Annotated in this window: 18 protein-coding genes; 12 read left to right on the top strand and 6 right to left on the bottom strand. The window is 56.8% G+C overall.

The genetic code is table 11. The annotated features are described in order from the left end of the window. The 12 genes from DW189_RS05995 to DW189_RS05935 form a co-directional block, all read left to right on the top strand. Positions 1-1,626 (top strand): TraG family conjugative transposon ATPase (locus DW189_RS05995; protein WP_117507198.1); only part of this gene is annotated, 1,626 nt, incomplete at its 5' end. 14 nt (positions 1,627-1,640) lie between these two features. Next, on the top strand, positions 1,641-1,955 hold the full coding sequence (locus DW189_RS05990; RefSeq protein ID WP_032558181.1) for a DUF3876 domain-containing protein: 315 nt from the start codon (positions 1,641-1,643) through the stop codon (positions 1,953-1,955). 35 nt (positions 1,956-1,990) lie between these two features. After that, positions 1,991-2,611 carry a DUF4141 domain-containing protein gene (locus DW189_RS05985; protein ID WP_181969292.1) on the top strand — a complete coding sequence of 207 codons (621 nt, stop codon included), beginning with the start codon at positions 1,991-1,993 and terminating at the stop codon, positions 2,609-2,611. A 19-nt stretch (positions 2,612-2,630) separates the two neighbouring features. Then, positions 2,631-3,713, top strand: coding sequence for a conjugative transposon protein TraJ (traJ, locus tag DW189_RS05980; RefSeq protein WP_029429443.1), 1,083 nt, complete (start codon positions 2,631-2,633; stop codon positions 3,711-3,713). Positions 3,714-3,724: 11 nt separating this feature from the next. Then, entirely contained in the window at positions 3,725-4,348 is a 624-nt protein-coding gene (gene traK / locus DW189_RS05975) for a conjugative transposon protein TraK (RefSeq protein ID WP_004295450.1), read from the top strand. A gap of 4 nt (positions 4,349-4,352) precedes the next feature. Next, entirely contained in the window at positions 4,353-4,652 is a 300-nt protein-coding gene (locus DW189_RS05970; RefSeq protein WP_004295449.1) for a TraL conjugative transposon family protein, read from the top strand. Next, the gene (gene traM, locus DW189_RS05965; protein WP_017141464.1) at positions 4,627-5,907 is read left to right on the top strand and encodes a conjugative transposon protein TraM; all 1,281 of its coding nucleotides are present in this window, start codon (positions 4,627-4,629) and stop codon (positions 5,905-5,907) included. The genes DW189_RS05970 and traM overlap by 26 nt, the downstream gene beginning before the upstream one ends. A 72-nt stretch (positions 5,908-5,979) precedes the next feature. After that, the gene (traN, locus tag DW189_RS05960; protein WP_004295447.1) at positions 5,980-6,900 is read left to right on the top strand and encodes a conjugative transposon protein TraN; all 921 of its coding nucleotides are present in this window, start codon (positions 5,980-5,982) and stop codon (positions 6,898-6,900) included. Between the two features lies 1 nt (position 6,901). After that, on the top strand, positions 6,902-7,486 hold the full coding sequence (locus DW189_RS05955) for a conjugal transfer protein TraO (RefSeq protein ID WP_117507177.1): 585 nt from the start codon (positions 6,902-6,904) through the stop codon (positions 7,484-7,486). Between the two features lie 13 nt (positions 7,487-7,499). Next, positions 7,500-7,943 carry a DUF3872 domain-containing protein gene (locus DW189_RS05950; protein ID WP_004295445.1) on the top strand — a complete coding sequence of 148 codons (444 nt, stop codon included), beginning with the start codon at positions 7,500-7,502 and terminating at the stop codon, positions 7,941-7,943. A 63-nt stretch (positions 7,944-8,006) separates the two neighbouring features. Continuing rightward, entirely contained in the window at positions 8,007-9,959 is a 1,953-nt protein-coding gene (locus tag DW189_RS05945; protein WP_074784395.1) for a DUF4116 domain-containing protein, read from the top strand. A 361-nt stretch (positions 9,960-10,320) separates the two neighbouring features. Further along, the gene (locus tag DW189_RS05935; RefSeq protein ID WP_004295441.1) at positions 10,321-10,707 is read left to right on the top strand and encodes a hypothetical protein; all 387 of its coding nucleotides are present in this window, start codon (positions 10,321-10,323) and stop codon (positions 10,705-10,707) included. A 56-nt stretch (positions 10,708-10,763) separates the two neighbouring features. Here DW189_RS05935 and DW189_RS05930 read toward each other — a convergent pair whose 3' ends face one another. Genes DW189_RS05930 through DW189_RS05905 form a run of 6 tightly spaced genes read right to left on the bottom strand, consistent with a single transcriptional unit; the run spans position 10,764 to position 13,458 of the window. After that, a complete protein-coding gene (locus tag DW189_RS05930) occupies positions 10,764-10,967 on the bottom strand; it encodes a hypothetical protein (protein ID WP_004295440.1) in 204 nt (67 codons plus the stop codon). Beyond that, on the bottom strand, positions 10,951-11,130 hold the full coding sequence (locus DW189_RS05925) for a hypothetical protein (RefSeq protein ID WP_004295439.1): 180 nt from the start codon (positions 11,128-11,130) through the stop codon (positions 10,951-10,953). The genes DW189_RS05930 and DW189_RS05925 overlap by 17 nt, the downstream gene beginning before the upstream one ends. Positions 11,131-11,134: 4 nt before the next feature. Next, entirely contained in the window at positions 11,135-11,401 is a 267-nt protein-coding gene (locus tag DW189_RS05920; RefSeq protein ID WP_004295438.1) for a DUF6956 domain-containing protein, read from the bottom strand. Positions 11,402-11,447: 46 nt separating this feature from the next. Further along, on the bottom strand, positions 11,448-11,765 hold the full coding sequence (locus DW189_RS05915; protein ID WP_004295436.1) for a hypothetical protein: 318 nt from the start codon (positions 11,763-11,765) through the stop codon (positions 11,448-11,450). 42 nt (positions 11,766-11,807) lie between these two features. After that, positions 11,808-12,134 (bottom strand): hypothetical protein, encoded by a 327-nt coding sequence (locus DW189_RS05910; protein WP_004295437.1) that lies wholly within the window; start codon positions 12,132-12,134, stop codon positions 11,808-11,810. A 40-nt stretch (positions 12,135-12,174) separates the two neighbouring features. After that, the gene (locus DW189_RS05905) at positions 12,175-13,458 is read right to left on the bottom strand and encodes a PcfJ domain-containing protein (protein ID WP_040311991.1); all 1,284 of its coding nucleotides are present in this window, start codon (positions 13,456-13,458) and stop codon (positions 12,175-12,177) included. Positions 13,459-13,460 lie beyond the last annotated feature (2 nt).

Below are 13,460 nucleotides of genomic sequence, written 5' to 3'. Positions count from 1 at the left end.
ACGGTTCTTAGAGGGGAAAGCTCCCGTAAGGGGGCTGACCTACTCGACATCGACCAGTATCTCAACGAGGCGCACTCGTTCGGTCTTCAATCCGTCCGGGCCCATTTCAACGTGCTGGCCTGGTCGGACGACGTGCAGGAGCTCCGGCATATCCGCAATGATGTGGGCAGCCAGCTCGCTCTGATGGAGTGCCGCCCGCGCCACAACACCGTGGACGCCGCCACGCTCTACTGGGCGGGTATGCCGGGCAACGCGGGGGATTTCCCCGCCGAGGAATCGTTCTACACGTTCATCGAGCCCGCGGTCTGTTTCTTCACGGAGGAAACCAACTATAAATCCTCGTCCAGCCCTTTCGGCATCAAGCTGTGCGACCGCATAAGCGGCAGGCCCCTACACCTGGACATCTCGGACGAACCGATGAAAAAAGGGATCATTACGAATAGGAATAAATTCGTGTTAGGCGGCTCGGGGTCAGGCAAGTCGTTCTTTATGAATCATTTAGTTCGCCAATACTGGGAGCAGGGCACGCATGTCGTGCTGGTGGATACCGGTAACAGCTACCAGGGTCTTTGCGAGCTGATCCGGCGTAAGACCAAAGGTGAGGACGGCGTGTATTTTACCTATACCGAGGAACATCCCATCAGTTTCAACCCGTTCTACACCGACGACTACTATTTCGACGTGGAGAAGAAGGACAGCATCAAGACGCTGCTGCTGACACTCTGGAAAACCGAGGACGACAAGATCACGAAGACCGAGAGCGGCGAGCTGGGCAGTGCCGTGAACGCCTATATCGAGCGTATCCGCGCCGACCGGAATATCGTGCCGTGTTTTGACAGTTTCTACGAGTACCTGCGGGACGACTACCGCCGCGAGCTGGAGGAGCGGGAGATCCGGGTCAGCCGCGAGGATTTCAACATCGACAACATGCTCATCACCCTGCGGCAGTATTATAAGGGCGGACGCTACGACTTCCTTCTGAACTCCCGGGCCAACATCGACCTGCTCTCGAAGCGCTTCGTGGTCTTCGAGGTGGATTCCATCAAGGAAAACAAGGAGCTTTTTCCCGTGGTCACCATTATCATCATGGAGGCTTTCATAAACAAGATGAGACGGCTCAAGGGGGTACGCAAACAGCTCATCGTCGAGGAGGCCTGGAAGGCGCTCTCTACGGCCAATATGGCTGAATATCTGCGTTATATGTATAAAACAGTCCGCAAATACTACGGTGAGGCCATCGTTGTGACGCAGGAGGTCGAGGACATCATTTCCAGCCCGGTGGTCAAGGAGGCGATCATCAACAACTCGGACTGCAAGATCCTGCTCGACCAGCGCAAGTTCATGAACCGTTTCGACGCGATTCAGTCCTTGTTGGGGCTGACCGACAAGGAGAAGGCGCAGATTCTCTCGATCAACCAGTCCAACGACCCTTCCCGTAAATACAAGGAGGTCTGGATCGGTCTGGGCGGCGTTCAGTCGGCGGTCTATGCCACGGAGGTCAGCGTCCCGGAGTACCTGGCCTACACGACCGAGGAAACGGAGAAAGTGGAGGTACAGCGGCTTGCCGGGGAGCTGGGCGGTGATATGGAACTGGCGATCAGGCAGCTCGCCGAGGGCAAACGTTAAAGGGAGGGCAGGCCATGTATCGCAAGTGTATCGGATCAGACCCCACGGCGGCGCATTTGGACTTCGCGCTGTACGAGGTGGCGGGCGAGTGGGAAAGCCGCTCGGGTTCTCCCCGGGTTCGCATCTACCGCAACCCGGGACGCCGGGGCGGCGGTTTTTACGTGGAGGTGTCCTACAAGGACGGGACACGCTTCTCCCGTCCCGTGAGGAAGTATTGGGGAGGTATCCGTTACTTCGACCTCTACGGGTATGTCGCCCTGGCCTACGATGCGGGGCGCGAGGTGCTCCAGCTCTCCGCCTACGGGGATTATTACCGGGCGTCGGAATGACCGCCCAAGTATTCACGAATTAAATAATGAAAAGGATGAAACGATTGATTTTAACGCTGTTCGTGGGGCTTCTTTGCTTCACGTACCAGGCAAAAGCGCAGTGGACGGTCATCGACCCGTCGAACCTCGTTCAGAACATCAAGAGCGCGGTTCAAAGCTCGACCACGGCGACCAACATGGTCAAGTCGCTGCAAGAGAGTATCAAGATTTATAACCAGAGCAAGGCTTACTACGACGCCCTCAAATCGGTGCATAACATCATCAAGGATGCCCGGAAGGTGAAGCTGACACTCGAAATGGTCAGCGAGATCACGGAAATCTACACCTCGGGATTCAACCGTATGGTTTCAGACCCGAACTTCACGGTGGACGAGCTGGCGGCGATCTCGGCGGGTTACGCCCGGCTGCTGGAGGAGGGCGGCGCGCTGGTGACGGAACTCAAGACGGTCATAACCGGCGGCAACGGCCTCTCGCTCTCGGACAAGGAGCGGATGGACGTGGTGGATCAGGTTTACACGAAGATGCTGGAGTACCGCAACCTCACGTGCTATTACACGCGCAAGACCATCTCCGTGTCCTTCATCCGCAGCCGCGAAAAGGGCGACGCGCACCGGGTGCTGGCACTTTACGGGAACCCGAACGACAGATATTGGTAACCTGAAAACGGAGGCAGTCATGGATTTCGACAATTTACACCAGGTTCTCCGGAACCTGTATCAGGAGATGATGCCGCTATGCGGCGACATGATCGGGGTGGCGAAAGGTATCGCCGGCCTGGGTGCGCTCTTTTACGTGGCTTACCGGGTATGGAAGGCACTGGCCAATGCGGAGCCTATCGACGTGTTCCCGCTCCTGCGGCCTTTCGCCATCGGCTTGTGCGTGATGTTCTTTCCCACCGTGGTTCTGGGGACGATCAACGCCGTGATGTCGCCCGTGGTGCAGGGCACGCACGCCATACTGGAGGGGCAGACATTGGATTTGCAGGCATACCAGCAACAGAAGGACGATTTGGAAGCCGAGGCCCGCAGGCGCGAGGGCAAGGCTTGGTTAGTGGACGACGAGGTGTATGAACAACGGCTTGCGGATATGGGTATCACGGATTTGGGCGAGATTATCAGCATGTGGGCCGAACGCACGTGGTACGACATCAAGGCCGGTTTCCGGCAGCTTGTCCGGGACTTCTTCGAGTTGTTGTTCAACGCCGCGGGGCTTACTATCGACACGCTGCGGACATTCTTTTTAGTCGTGCTGTCGATTCTGGGGCCCTTGTCGTTCGCCCTCTCCATTTACGACGGCTTTCACTCGACGCTCGCGAGCTGGATTTCCCGCTATATCAGCGTGTACCTTTGGCTTCCCATCGCCGACCTGTTCTCCGCGGTGCTGGCCAAGATCCAGACGTTGATGCTCCAGGCGGACGTCCTGGCCCTGCAAGACCCCAACTACATTCCCGACAGCGGCAGCGGTGTCTATATTATCTTTTTGATTATAGGTATCATAGGCTATTTCACGATCCCCACCGTTGCCGAGTGGGTGATCCAGTCGGGCGGAGCCGGCGGGGCTATGGGCGGTATCAACAAGGCCGGGGCATTCGCCACGGGTGTCGCTGGCGGTATCGCCGGCAACATGATCGGCCGCACGTTCGGGCGTCGCGGCGGTGGCGGTTCCTCCTCCGGTAACGGCGGCGTTGGCGGCCCGGCTTCGGGCAGTGCCCCCAACGGGCGCAACCTGGCAACACAAGGTAACAATAATCATTCATAACAATTTGGACAATGGAATTCAAGTCATTAAAAAACATCGAAACAAGTTTCAGGCAGATTCGGCTTTTCGGTATCGTGTTCCTCTGCCTGTGCGCGCTGGTATCCGTGTTCAGCGTGGTCGCGAGCTTCCGTTTCGCCGAAAAGCAGCGCGAGAAGATCTACGTCCTGGACGGGGGCAAGTCGCTGATGCTGGCGCTCTCGCAGGATTTGAGCCAGAACCGCCCCGTGGAGGCGCGCGAACATATCCGGCGTTTTCACGAGTTGTTCTTCACCCTCTCGCCCGACCGTGCGGCCATCGAGAGCAACATCAACCGCGCGCTGTTCCTGGTCGATAAGAGCGCCTTCGCCTATTACCAGGACATGCAGGAGAAAGGTTACTACAACCGTGTGGTGTCGGGGAACATCAGCCAGCGTATCGAGGTGGACTCCGTGGTGTGCGACTTCAACGCCTATCCCTACCGGGCCATGACCTATGCCCGGCAAATGATTGTCCGCGAGAGCAACATCACCGAGCGTTCGCTGGTCACGCGCTGCGAGCTGATCAACTCGGGGCGTTCGGACAATAACCCGCAGGGTTTCATCATGGAGAAATTCGAGATTCTGGAGAACCGCGATTTACGTACATTAAAAAGATAAGGTTATGGCAAAGAAGAGAATAAAGGCTTTCGGGGAGTGGGTCGAAGACCACCTGCGCCGCGCTTGCGGGGCGCTCTCGCCCGATAAGCGGATTATCGTGATCCTCACGCTGCTCTTGTTCTTTTCCGTCTTGTCGCTCTACTTTACCGTGTCTTCCATCTACCGCTTCGGCAAGGGAGCCGGGGAACGGATGCAGATACGGCATATCGAGCGGCTGGAACTGGAATTAAGACAACGGCAGGAGGCCGACAGTGTAAAACATCTAAAAGATTTCAATTATGACGACGAACGAAAAACAGAATAAACAGCCGGAGGCGGGGAAAAAGGAACTCACGCCCCGGCAGATACAGATGCGGAAGAAGATGGTGGTCTTCCCGCTCTTTTTCCTGGCCTTTGCCGGGTGCATGTGGCTGATCTTCTCCCCCGGCGAAAAAGAACGGGAGGAGCCTTCGGCGGGTTTCAACACGGAGCTGCCGACCCCGGAATCGGAGGGTATCCTCTCGGACAAGCGTGATGCCTACGTGCAGGAGGAGATGCGGCGCAGGGAGCGGGAAAAGATGCGCTCCTTGCAGGATTTCGCGTTCGGGATGGAGGACGAGGAGGAAGAGCCCGTCATGCCCGCTGCCGTGCCGGATAAGTCTTCCGGCCCTGCCGGCGGTTCGTCGGGAGCTTTCCGGACTTCCCGTGCCGCCTATGCCGACATCAACCGCCAGTTAGGCAGTTTCTACGAGGACACCGCCGGTGAAACGGGGGAAGAGCGCGAGATGCAGGCCCGCATCGAGGAACTGGAACGCCGCCTGGAAGAACAGCAGGCGCAGAAAACGGCCCAGGAGGAGCAGGTGGCGCTGCTGGAGAAGTCCTACGAGATCGCCGCCCGCTACATGAATGGCGGTCAAGCCCCTGAAGCCCCGCGTCAGAAAGCCTCCGTTTCCGGCAAGGCTTCCGTGCAGCCCGTGCGCCAGGTGCGCCGTAACATCGTGTCGCTGCTCGCCGCCCCGCTGCCCGATTCGGTCTTCGCCCGTGAGTTCGTCAAGCCCCGGAACTGGGGTTTCAACACGGTGGGGAGCGACCTTCGCGAGCCCGAGCGCAACAGTATCCGTGCCGCCGTGCAGCAAACCGTGACGCTCACCGATGGCGGGGAGGTTACTTTCCGGCTGCTGGAACCGATGATGGCGGGAGAGCTGCTCATCCCCTCGGGTACGCCCGTAACGGGGGCGGCGAGGATCAACGGCGAACGGCTGACGGTCAAGGTCAGCGCTGTCCAGCACGGCGGGGCGGTCGTTCCGGTCGATCTGTCGGTCTATGACACGAACGGCAACGAGGGTATTCCCGTGCCGGGGTCGGAAGAACTCAATGCCGTGAAGGAGATCGCCGCCAATATGGGTGCGGGCATGGGCAGCAGTATCACGATCACGGACGATGCCGGTTCGCAACTGCTCTCCGACCTGGGGCGCAGCGCCATCCAGGGCGTGTCGCAATACGTGAGCAAGAAGATGCGCTCGGTCAAGGTCACGCTCAAGGCCGGTTACAGCGTCCTGCTGCTCCCGCCCCTTCAATAAGGGTACAAACGACGTACTTCCGTACACCACTGAAAAAATCCATTTTTATCAACAATCAAAAAATTATCGAGTATGAAAAAGATTCTTCTGGCACTCGCTTTTATCGGGTGCATGTTCGCTGCCCACGCGCAGGAAAAGCCCTCCACGGGCGATTTGTACGACGGTCTTACCCGTCCGCTGACCTTCAACCGGGTTATCCCGCCCTACGCGCTGGAGGTGACGTTCAGCAAGACCGTTCATGTGATTTTCCCCTCGGCCATCCGTTACGTCGATCTGGGGTCTTCGGATCTTCTGGCGGCGAAAGCCGACGGCACGGAAAACGTGCTGCGTGTAAAGGCGGCCCTGCGTGATTTCTCGCGCGAGAGCAACCTTTCGGTCATTACCGAGGACGGGGCCTATTACAGCTTCAATGTCAAGTATGCCGACGAGCCGGTGAAACTGTCGGTCGAGATGGCGGACTTCCTGCATGGCGGGGAGGCGGTAAACCGCCCCAATAATGCGCTGGACATCTATTTGCAGGAGTTGGGATGCGAATCTCCGCTGCTGGTCAAACTGATCATGCAGTCCATTTACAAGAATGACCGCCGCGAGATCAAGCATATCGGTTGCAAGCGTTTCGGGGTACAATACCTCCTCAAAGGTATCTACGTGCATAACGACCTGCTTTATTTCCACCTCCAACTGAAAAACTCCTCCAACGTGCCTTTCAACGTGGACTACCTGACGTTCAAGATTACGGACAAGAAGGTGGCCAAACGCACGGCCATCCAGGAGCAGGTCGTATGGCCCGTGCGTGCGTACAACAACGTGCAGGTCATCGGCGGCAAGCGTACCGAGCGCATGGTCTTCACGCTCCCGAAGTTCACGCTGGCCGACGACAAGCAGCTGGTCGTGGAACTGCACGAGCAGCAGGGCGGGCGACACCAGACTTTCACGGTGGAGAATGCCGACCTGGTGCGCGCACGTGTTATCAACGAGTTAAAGGTAAAGTGATATGAAACGGGCGATATTCATTCTCACGCTGGGGTTATGCCTCCTCCTTTCGGACGGGGCGCACGCCCAGCGTGCCCTGCCCGCCATGCGCGGGCTGGAAATACGGGGAGGCATGGCCGACGGCTTCTATACCCGGGACAGCCGCAGCGAAACGGGCTACTGGTTCGGGCTGGCCATGAGCCGCTACGCGAAGAATGCCGACAAGTGGGTGTTCGGCGCGGAGTTCCTGAACCGTTATTACCCCTACAAGTCGGAACGTATCCCGGTGGCGCAGTTCACGGCCGAGGGAGGTTACTATTACAAGTTCCTCGCCGACCCGTCCAGGACTTTTTTCTTCTACCTCGGCGGCTCGGCGCTGGCCGGTTACGAGAGTGTGAACCGGGGCGAAAGGCAGCTCTATGACGGCTCTACGCTCCGCCACCGCGACCGTTTCCTCTATGGCGGGGCCGTCACGCTGGAGGTCGATGCGTACCTGACCGACAGGATTATCCTCTCGCTGACGGGGCGTGAGCGTATCCTATGGGGCACTACAACGGGACATTTCCACGCGCAGTTCGGCCTGGGCGTGAAATTCATAATCCATTAAACTTGCAAGCGACATGAAAAAGATGAAAAAGATATTGGCCCTGGCGGTCTGGATCGCCGCCCTGGGTCTTTTATGCGCATCCTGCGACAACGGGCTGGATATACAGCAGGCGTACACGTTCTCTCTGGAAACGATGCCCGTTCAGAAGCGAATCTCCGTTGGTGAAACCGCTGAAATCCGCTGCACGCTCGTGCGGGAGGGGAGATATGACGGCGCGCGTTACACGATCCGCTATTTCCAGCCCGACGGGCGCGGTGAGTTGAGGATGGACGACGGTACGGTGTTCCTGCCCAACGACCGCTATCCGCTCGACCGTGAGGTGTTCCGCCTCTATTACACATCGCGCAGCGATGACCAGCAGACCATCGACGTCTATGTCGAGGACAACACGGGTCAGGTCGTGAAGACCTCCTTCACGTTCCAGAGCGAGAACGGGACGGAGGAAACGGAACGATAACGGAATATGTCTAACCAAGAGAAGCGCCCGTCACCCGGGCGCTTTCCATAAATACTGAAAACCATGACAGAGCAAGAGAGAATAGATATAGCCTATCTCGATACGGGGGTGTACGAGAACCCGTGGCGCGAGAACCTTTTCGAGACGCTGCCCGAGGATCGGAAAACGGCGGAAGTCTGCCGTTTCGCCATCAAGAAATCGGCTTTCAACATCGAGTTCGTTCCCGAAGCGATGAAAACGCCGGAACTTTGTCTTGCCGCGGCCGGCCACCGGGGCGAAACACTGAAATTCGTCCCTGACCGTCTGAAGACACCGAAAATGTGCCGTGCCGCCGTCGATAGCAACAGCTACGCGCTGTATTACGTTCCGGAGGGGTTGAAGACCCCCGAACTGTGCATGGCGGCCGTGAAGCGCAACGGTCTGGTGCTGGAGGCCGTCCCCGGGGAATTGAGGACGCCGCAAATATGCCGTGCGGCGTTGAAAGCGGTGGACAGTGCCGATTACAAGATACTCCCTTACATTCCGTATCCCGATATATGCCTGGAAGGGCTGAAAAAATTCGGGATGTCGTTCGTGGACAAGTTCGAGATTTTCGCCTCCATTGCCCCGGAGGTCATGACCGGGGAACTGGCCCTTCACGGCGTGGGGATGGACGCGTCCTGCCTTTCGCTCGTGCCGGTGGAACTGCGCACGGAGGCAGTCTGCCTGCGTGCCGTCAGCGGGGACGGCATCCTGCTCCATGAAGTGCCGGAGGAATTACGCACGGAACGGGTCTGCGAGGCCGCCGTGTCCTCGAACTACCTGGCACTGGAGTACGTTCCGAAACATCTGAAAACCGACCGTCTGTGCGGGATGGCGCTGGAGCGCGATCCCCTGGCCATCCGCTTTTTCAACCCCGAACAGCTCACGCCGGAGGTCTGCAACCGGGCGTTGGCCCGTACCGACGACCTGCGTGTCCTCCGCTATATCCCCTTCGAGGAGATACACCTGAAAGTGTTGGGGTTCTATTGCACGAATTACGATAAGACCTTCGATTTTTTGGAGAACATGAACCCCTGGTTCCTCACGCCGAGGGTGGCCCGGGAAATTTTCGCCCTGGAGCCGGAGCTGTTCTACAACCTTCCCGACCACGCCAAGAACGAGGAGATGTGCCGCCGGGCCGTCGGGCACGACGGGAGCTACCTGCAATATGTCCCCGAGAAGTGGAAAACGCCGGAGTTGTGCATGGAGGCCATACGGCGCAGTCCCTATGCCATCGCCCACCTGCCCGAGAGCATGAAAAGCCCGGATCTATACATGAGCCTGGTGCGGGAGAACCCGCAAAACCTGAAAGGCGTCCCCCGCGAAGCCCGGACGCCGGAGATGAGCCGGGAGGCTTTCGAGCGTACCTACGGGAAGGACAAAACCGATTTCTCGGTTATCAGCGCGTTGAGCGACCCCGCCCTGGTCTTGCAGGTGTTCCGCGAGCAGGACGACCCGCAGCAGATACACCGGTTGATGAGTGTCCTGCACCTGAACCGCCGGCTTGTAACGGAGGAGGTGGCGTTGGAGGCCGTTCGCAAGGATGCGGGGGTGCTGTACGACATTCCCCAGAGGGCCATCACGCCGCTCGTGGCCGATACGGCCGTGCGGGGCGACCCGAGGATGATCCAGTGGGTTCCGAGGGAGCTTCGCACGGCGGATCTGTGCCTCTATGCCGAGGCCGCCCATCCCGAGTTGCGGGTTTACGTTCCCGACGAAATAGCAAAGGGACGTAATATCTACTCGTTCCACCGTCAGGTGGACGCGAAATTGCGGCAGCCGCTCGAATACGAACAATACAAGACCCTCTACTCGGGCGGCGCGGTGCGTGTGAACAACGTGTGGACGTCGGTTGCGGGTGAGATTGACTGCTGCGAGGTGCGTTACGACCGTAAGACGGAGAAACTCAAACTGCGGATCGTCGAACCGCCCAGGGAGAAGAAGGCGCAGCCGAAGGTCGCGCCCCGCAAACCCGCCCGGGGGCCGAAATTGTAGGACGGCGGGTAGTTCTTTGGCAGGAAGGTTGTTAAAAATCGCACGTGTTGTCGCCGATACCCGAATGAAATCGTTATATTTGCAATCGAATCCTCCGGCGGCGTGCCGCCGGGCGATTTACATACGGAAGGAACACATTATGGTGGGGCATTGAAAACAGCCAAATTTTAATCCGCTCGCAAAATAATGGGTAGTTCTCTTCTTCATCGTCGTGTCTATATGCGTCAAGCGTATGCGATAGCGGCGTGGGGAGAAATTATCTATCGAGTGGATGGGTGCTTGGCTGTACCTCAATGCCGGTATTTAACGTATTCTCACGCCTTTTTCGTATGGTATTTGTCTGAACCTAAAGAAAAGCGATATGGAAACGAAATCGACAAATGAGGTAAAGGGTGATTACGACCGGGTATCGGCGAGTGAATGCCTGGGGTCGCTAATCGAGTTGCACGGGATTGTCATGGAAGACGATCTGTTCGTCATTCCCGATGCGGATGGCACGGCAGTATTATACAATGACGGGAAGATACGTTTTGACGAGATCGCCGACATCGAGGTCGGCTCGGTGTTTGTGGGCATCCTGCTCCGCAACGGCTATCTGTTCTACCTTTCCCGTACCGAACCGCTCAAGACGTGCATATACACGCATGGCGGGTGGGGTTCAATCTCTGAAATTTCTCCCCGTGGCATTGCCGGACATATCGGGCGTGAACTGCACGGGAAGCTGGGCGACCATACGGCGGTCGATTGACGGGAAACAAAAAAATCGGACGGTTGTTATCGTCCGATTTTTTTCGCGTCGTATTTTCACGGCCGTTGCCTGCCGTGTTCCCGTTTCCGCCTTTGCAGGGCGAGCAGTTGCCGCAACATGTAGGCATGGTTTTCCCCCACGGTATGCCCCGAGGGCATCAGGTAGGGACTTGCGAGGCACTCCCGGCATTGGCGTACCGCCTCTTTTAAGTCGGTAACGGTTATTTCCGCTCCCGTGATGTCTTTAATCTTTGTTTCCATTCTTGTCCTGTTTTTTTGGTTCGTACCAACTGTCCCGGTAATTTTCTCCCACGAGCGAGAAAATTCCGCTCATGCCGCTTTCAGCGGCGAAATTTTTGGCTTCCCATATACCGGAAAACTCTCCCAGCAGCCGGTAGCCGATGAATAATTTGTACTTGCGCATGATTTTATCGTTTTTCCAGGTTGATAATCGGTGTGTTCTTTTGCAGCCATTCCTTCACGCTGTCCATGTTGTATTCGGATGTGATAACCGCCGTTCGGTCGTCGATTTCGGTGAAGCGCGTAGTTTCATACCCGTCGATCCACTGCTTCAGCGTGGCAACGCCCCACACCTGCGGGTCGTCGAACATGGTGTTGAGCCGCCCGATACCCTCGCCGAAGGTTACGAGCAGCGTTTCATAGGAGATTTCCTTGTTTACTTCATTCGTTTTCATATTCTCGCTTTTTACGGGCGGCTTTTGCCGCCCCGAAATTTTTTAATCAGACAAGTTCCACTCTAACCCTGCTCATGTTCGCCCAGAACACGCCGTTGCAGTAGTAGGCGTAGCCGTTATGCCAGTTGCTCCTGCGGCGTATCACGTCCTGCTCGGGTGGTCGTATCTCGATACTCGTGGTGTAGATGTTGTGTCCCACGGTAATGACGAGGTTGCACCTTCGCCATATCTCGGAATGGGTTTTGAACCCGTTTTTCCCCTCGACGAGCGCAAGGGCCGTCTTGACTGCTTCCCGAACTTCCCAATCCCACTCCCCGAAGGGTTTGAGCGGGCGTGCCATGTAGCTTTTATAGATGATTTTCATTGTTATATTTTTTTTTGTAGGGCGGCTTTCGCCGCCCCGATTTTATAATTCGACAATCCTTTCCACTCTGCCGTACAACATGGAGCGTATGCTCGTCTTGTCCACGCCCTTGTATTCCGTGTAATGCCCGTACTGCTTTACCACGAATGTTTTCAGTACATCGACAAAGTTGAAACGATACCCTAAAAGCGGAATGGAGTCCTTGAAATAGGTGTTATGGTTTACCTCACGGGTAATCCAGTCTTTCTCCTCACGGGTGAGCGTTCCCCCGTCATTGAGCCGTTTGCGTAATATGTACGCTTTTGAGCCTGCAAGGCTTTCGAGTGCGGGAACGTCCCACGACACGAATTTATATGCTATTTGGTTCATTCTATTTTGTTTTTGCGGGCGGCTTTCGCCGCCCCGATTTTTATGCTGTCATTCGTTTCCGTATAAGGGACATGTTCCCCTTCATCAGTTTCAGTATTTGCCCGTGGTATGGGGTATTCTTGTTACACACGCCACGGCTCTGCACGACCTCCATGCGTTTTAGGGACACCTCTATCGTTTCGATACGTTTGCCGTCGATTGTGGCCGAGAGTATGAGCGAGTCGGCTTTCAGATAGTATTCGTTGGTAAACACGCAATGGTGCATGGCCTCGCCCTCCTGCCGTATGGCTTCAACGCTGTCCAATACCTTGATGCAGATTTCCCCGTCGGAAAACTCCACTCCGAAAAACCGTCCTTTGGCTTTGACAAACGAGGCTTCCTGTTCCAACGCCTTGCGCCGTTCCTCCTGCCGCCGTTCCATTTGCATGTGCCGCCGTTTTTTAGCCATGTAGAGGTCATGCGCTGCGGGCAGGTCTGCGGGACACACGAAATGGGCGTTATGCAGGTCTTTCCCGAAAAATCGCAGCAGGTCGATGTAGTCGCACCATTCCGTCGGTTTCCCGATAGCGTACCCGTTACGGATGGCGATACGGATGGCCGGCCAATAGTCGGCGATATTGCGGGAGGAACGGGCGAAAAATCGCACGAGTGCCGTTTGTCCCGCTTTAAGCAGCGTTTCGGCCTTGTTCTCCGAGAGCAGCAGGTGGATAAGGTCGAAAGGGGTTACATCGGGGAGTTGTTTGCCGTAACCGCTTCGGCGCAGTTCGGGGATAAGCCGTTGCCGGGGATAGATGCGTGTGGGCGTGATGTTGTATTTCCCGTCGTTCTCCGCCCGCAGTTCCAATGCGCTCGACCAACTCCACCCGTGAACGAAGAAGCCCATCGGGCGCAGCCGTGCGAAGGTTGCGGAGCGTCCGTCGGGGGCAATCCACCGCTGTACGGCTTCGATATGGGTGTAAACGGGTGTCTGTCCCACTTTCGCCCAACACTCGATATAGACGAAGCGCAGGACTTGAAAACCCTTGCAGCGGGTTACGATGCACAAATACTCGTAATCGTTGAACTTGCGGCGCAGGGTGGTTTCCACTTTCAGCGTGGTGTGGCAGTGCGGACACTCGCACCCTAACAGATTGTCCGTGAGTTCTCCGTTTTCGCTCTGCCACGTGTGGCCGCACTCGGTGCAGGTGATAAGTCCTTTCGGCGTGCGGCGTCCGATATGCTCGATGCAGTTCTTGTACCCCCATTCGATTTGTGCGGGGGTAAGCGGCGGCAGGTGTTTGCTTGCCGCCACAACGCTCTGTTGGAATTTTGTTCTCGGTTTCATAA

This window comes from Alistipes sp. AM16-43, from assembly GCF_003435745.1.
GTDB classification, from domain to species: domain Bacteria; phylum Bacteroidota; class Bacteroidia; order Bacteroidales; family Rikenellaceae; genus Alistipes; species Alistipes onderdonkii.
Note: the sequence above shows the minus strand (reverse complement) of the source record. Positions and strands in the feature narration are given on the sequence as shown.

What these genes read in the sequence shown, in the direction of transcription:
- DW189_RS05920 (WP_004295438.1), bottom strand. Translation starts at nt 11,401, where the DNA reads ATGAAAACGAATGAAGTAAACAAGGAAATCTCCTATGAAACGCTGCTC.
- traJ (WP_029429443.1), top strand. Translation starts at nt 2,631, where the DNA reads ATGGATTTCGACAATTTACACCAGGTTCTCCGGAACCTGTATCAGGAG.
- DW189_RS05910 (WP_004295437.1), bottom strand. Translation starts at nt 12,134, where the DNA reads ATGAACCAAATAGCATATAAATTCGTGTCGTGGGACGTTCCCGCACTC.
- traN (WP_004295447.1), top strand. Translation starts at nt 5,980, where the DNA reads ATGAAAAAGATTCTTCTGGCACTCGCTTTTATCGGGTGCATGTTCGCT.
- traK (WP_004295450.1), top strand. Translation starts at nt 3,725, where the DNA reads ATGGAATTCAAGTCATTAAAAAACATCGAAACAAGTTTCAGGCAGATT.
- DW189_RS05915 (WP_004295436.1), bottom strand. Translation starts at nt 11,765, where the DNA reads ATGAAAATCATCTATAAAAGCTACATGGCACGCCCGCTCAAACCCTTC.
- DW189_RS05945 (WP_074784395.1), top strand. Translation starts at nt 8,007, where the DNA reads ATGACAGAGCAAGAGAGAATAGATATAGCCTATCTCGATACGGGGGTG.
- traM (WP_017141464.1), top strand. Translation starts at nt 4,627, where the DNA reads ATGACGACGAACGAAAAACAGAATAAACAGCCGGAGGCGGGGAAAAAG.
- DW189_RS05925 (WP_004295439.1), bottom strand. Translation starts at nt 11,130, where the DNA reads ATGCGCAAGTACAAATTATTCATCGGCTACCGGCTGCTGGGAGAGTTT.
- DW189_RS05990 (WP_032558181.1), top strand. Translation starts at nt 1,641, where the DNA reads ATGTATCGCAAGTGTATCGGATCAGACCCCACGGCGGCGCATTTGGAC.
- DW189_RS05970 (WP_004295449.1), top strand. Translation starts at nt 4,353, where the DNA reads ATGGCAAAGAAGAGAATAAAGGCTTTCGGGGAGTGGGTCGAAGACCAC.
- DW189_RS05985 (WP_181969292.1), top strand. Translation starts at nt 1,991, where the DNA reads ATGAAACGATTGATTTTAACGCTGTTCGTGGGGCTTCTTTGCTTCACG.
- DW189_RS05950 (WP_004295445.1), top strand. Translation starts at nt 7,500, where the DNA reads ATGAAAAAGATGAAAAAGATATTGGCCCTGGCGGTCTGGATCGCCGCC.
- DW189_RS05955 (WP_117507177.1), top strand. Translation starts at nt 6,902, where the DNA reads ATGAAACGGGCGATATTCATTCTCACGCTGGGGTTATGCCTCCTCCTT.
- DW189_RS05905 (WP_040311991.1), bottom strand. Translation starts at nt 13,458, where the DNA reads ATGAAACCGAGAACAAAATTCCAACAGAGCGTTGTGGCGGCAAGCAAA.
- DW189_RS05935 (WP_004295441.1), top strand. Translation starts at nt 10,321, where the DNA reads ATGGAAACGAAATCGACAAATGAGGTAAAGGGTGATTACGACCGGGTA.
- DW189_RS05930 (WP_004295440.1), bottom strand. Translation starts at nt 10,967, where the DNA reads ATGGAAACAAAGATTAAAGACATCACGGGAGCGGAAATAACCGTTACC.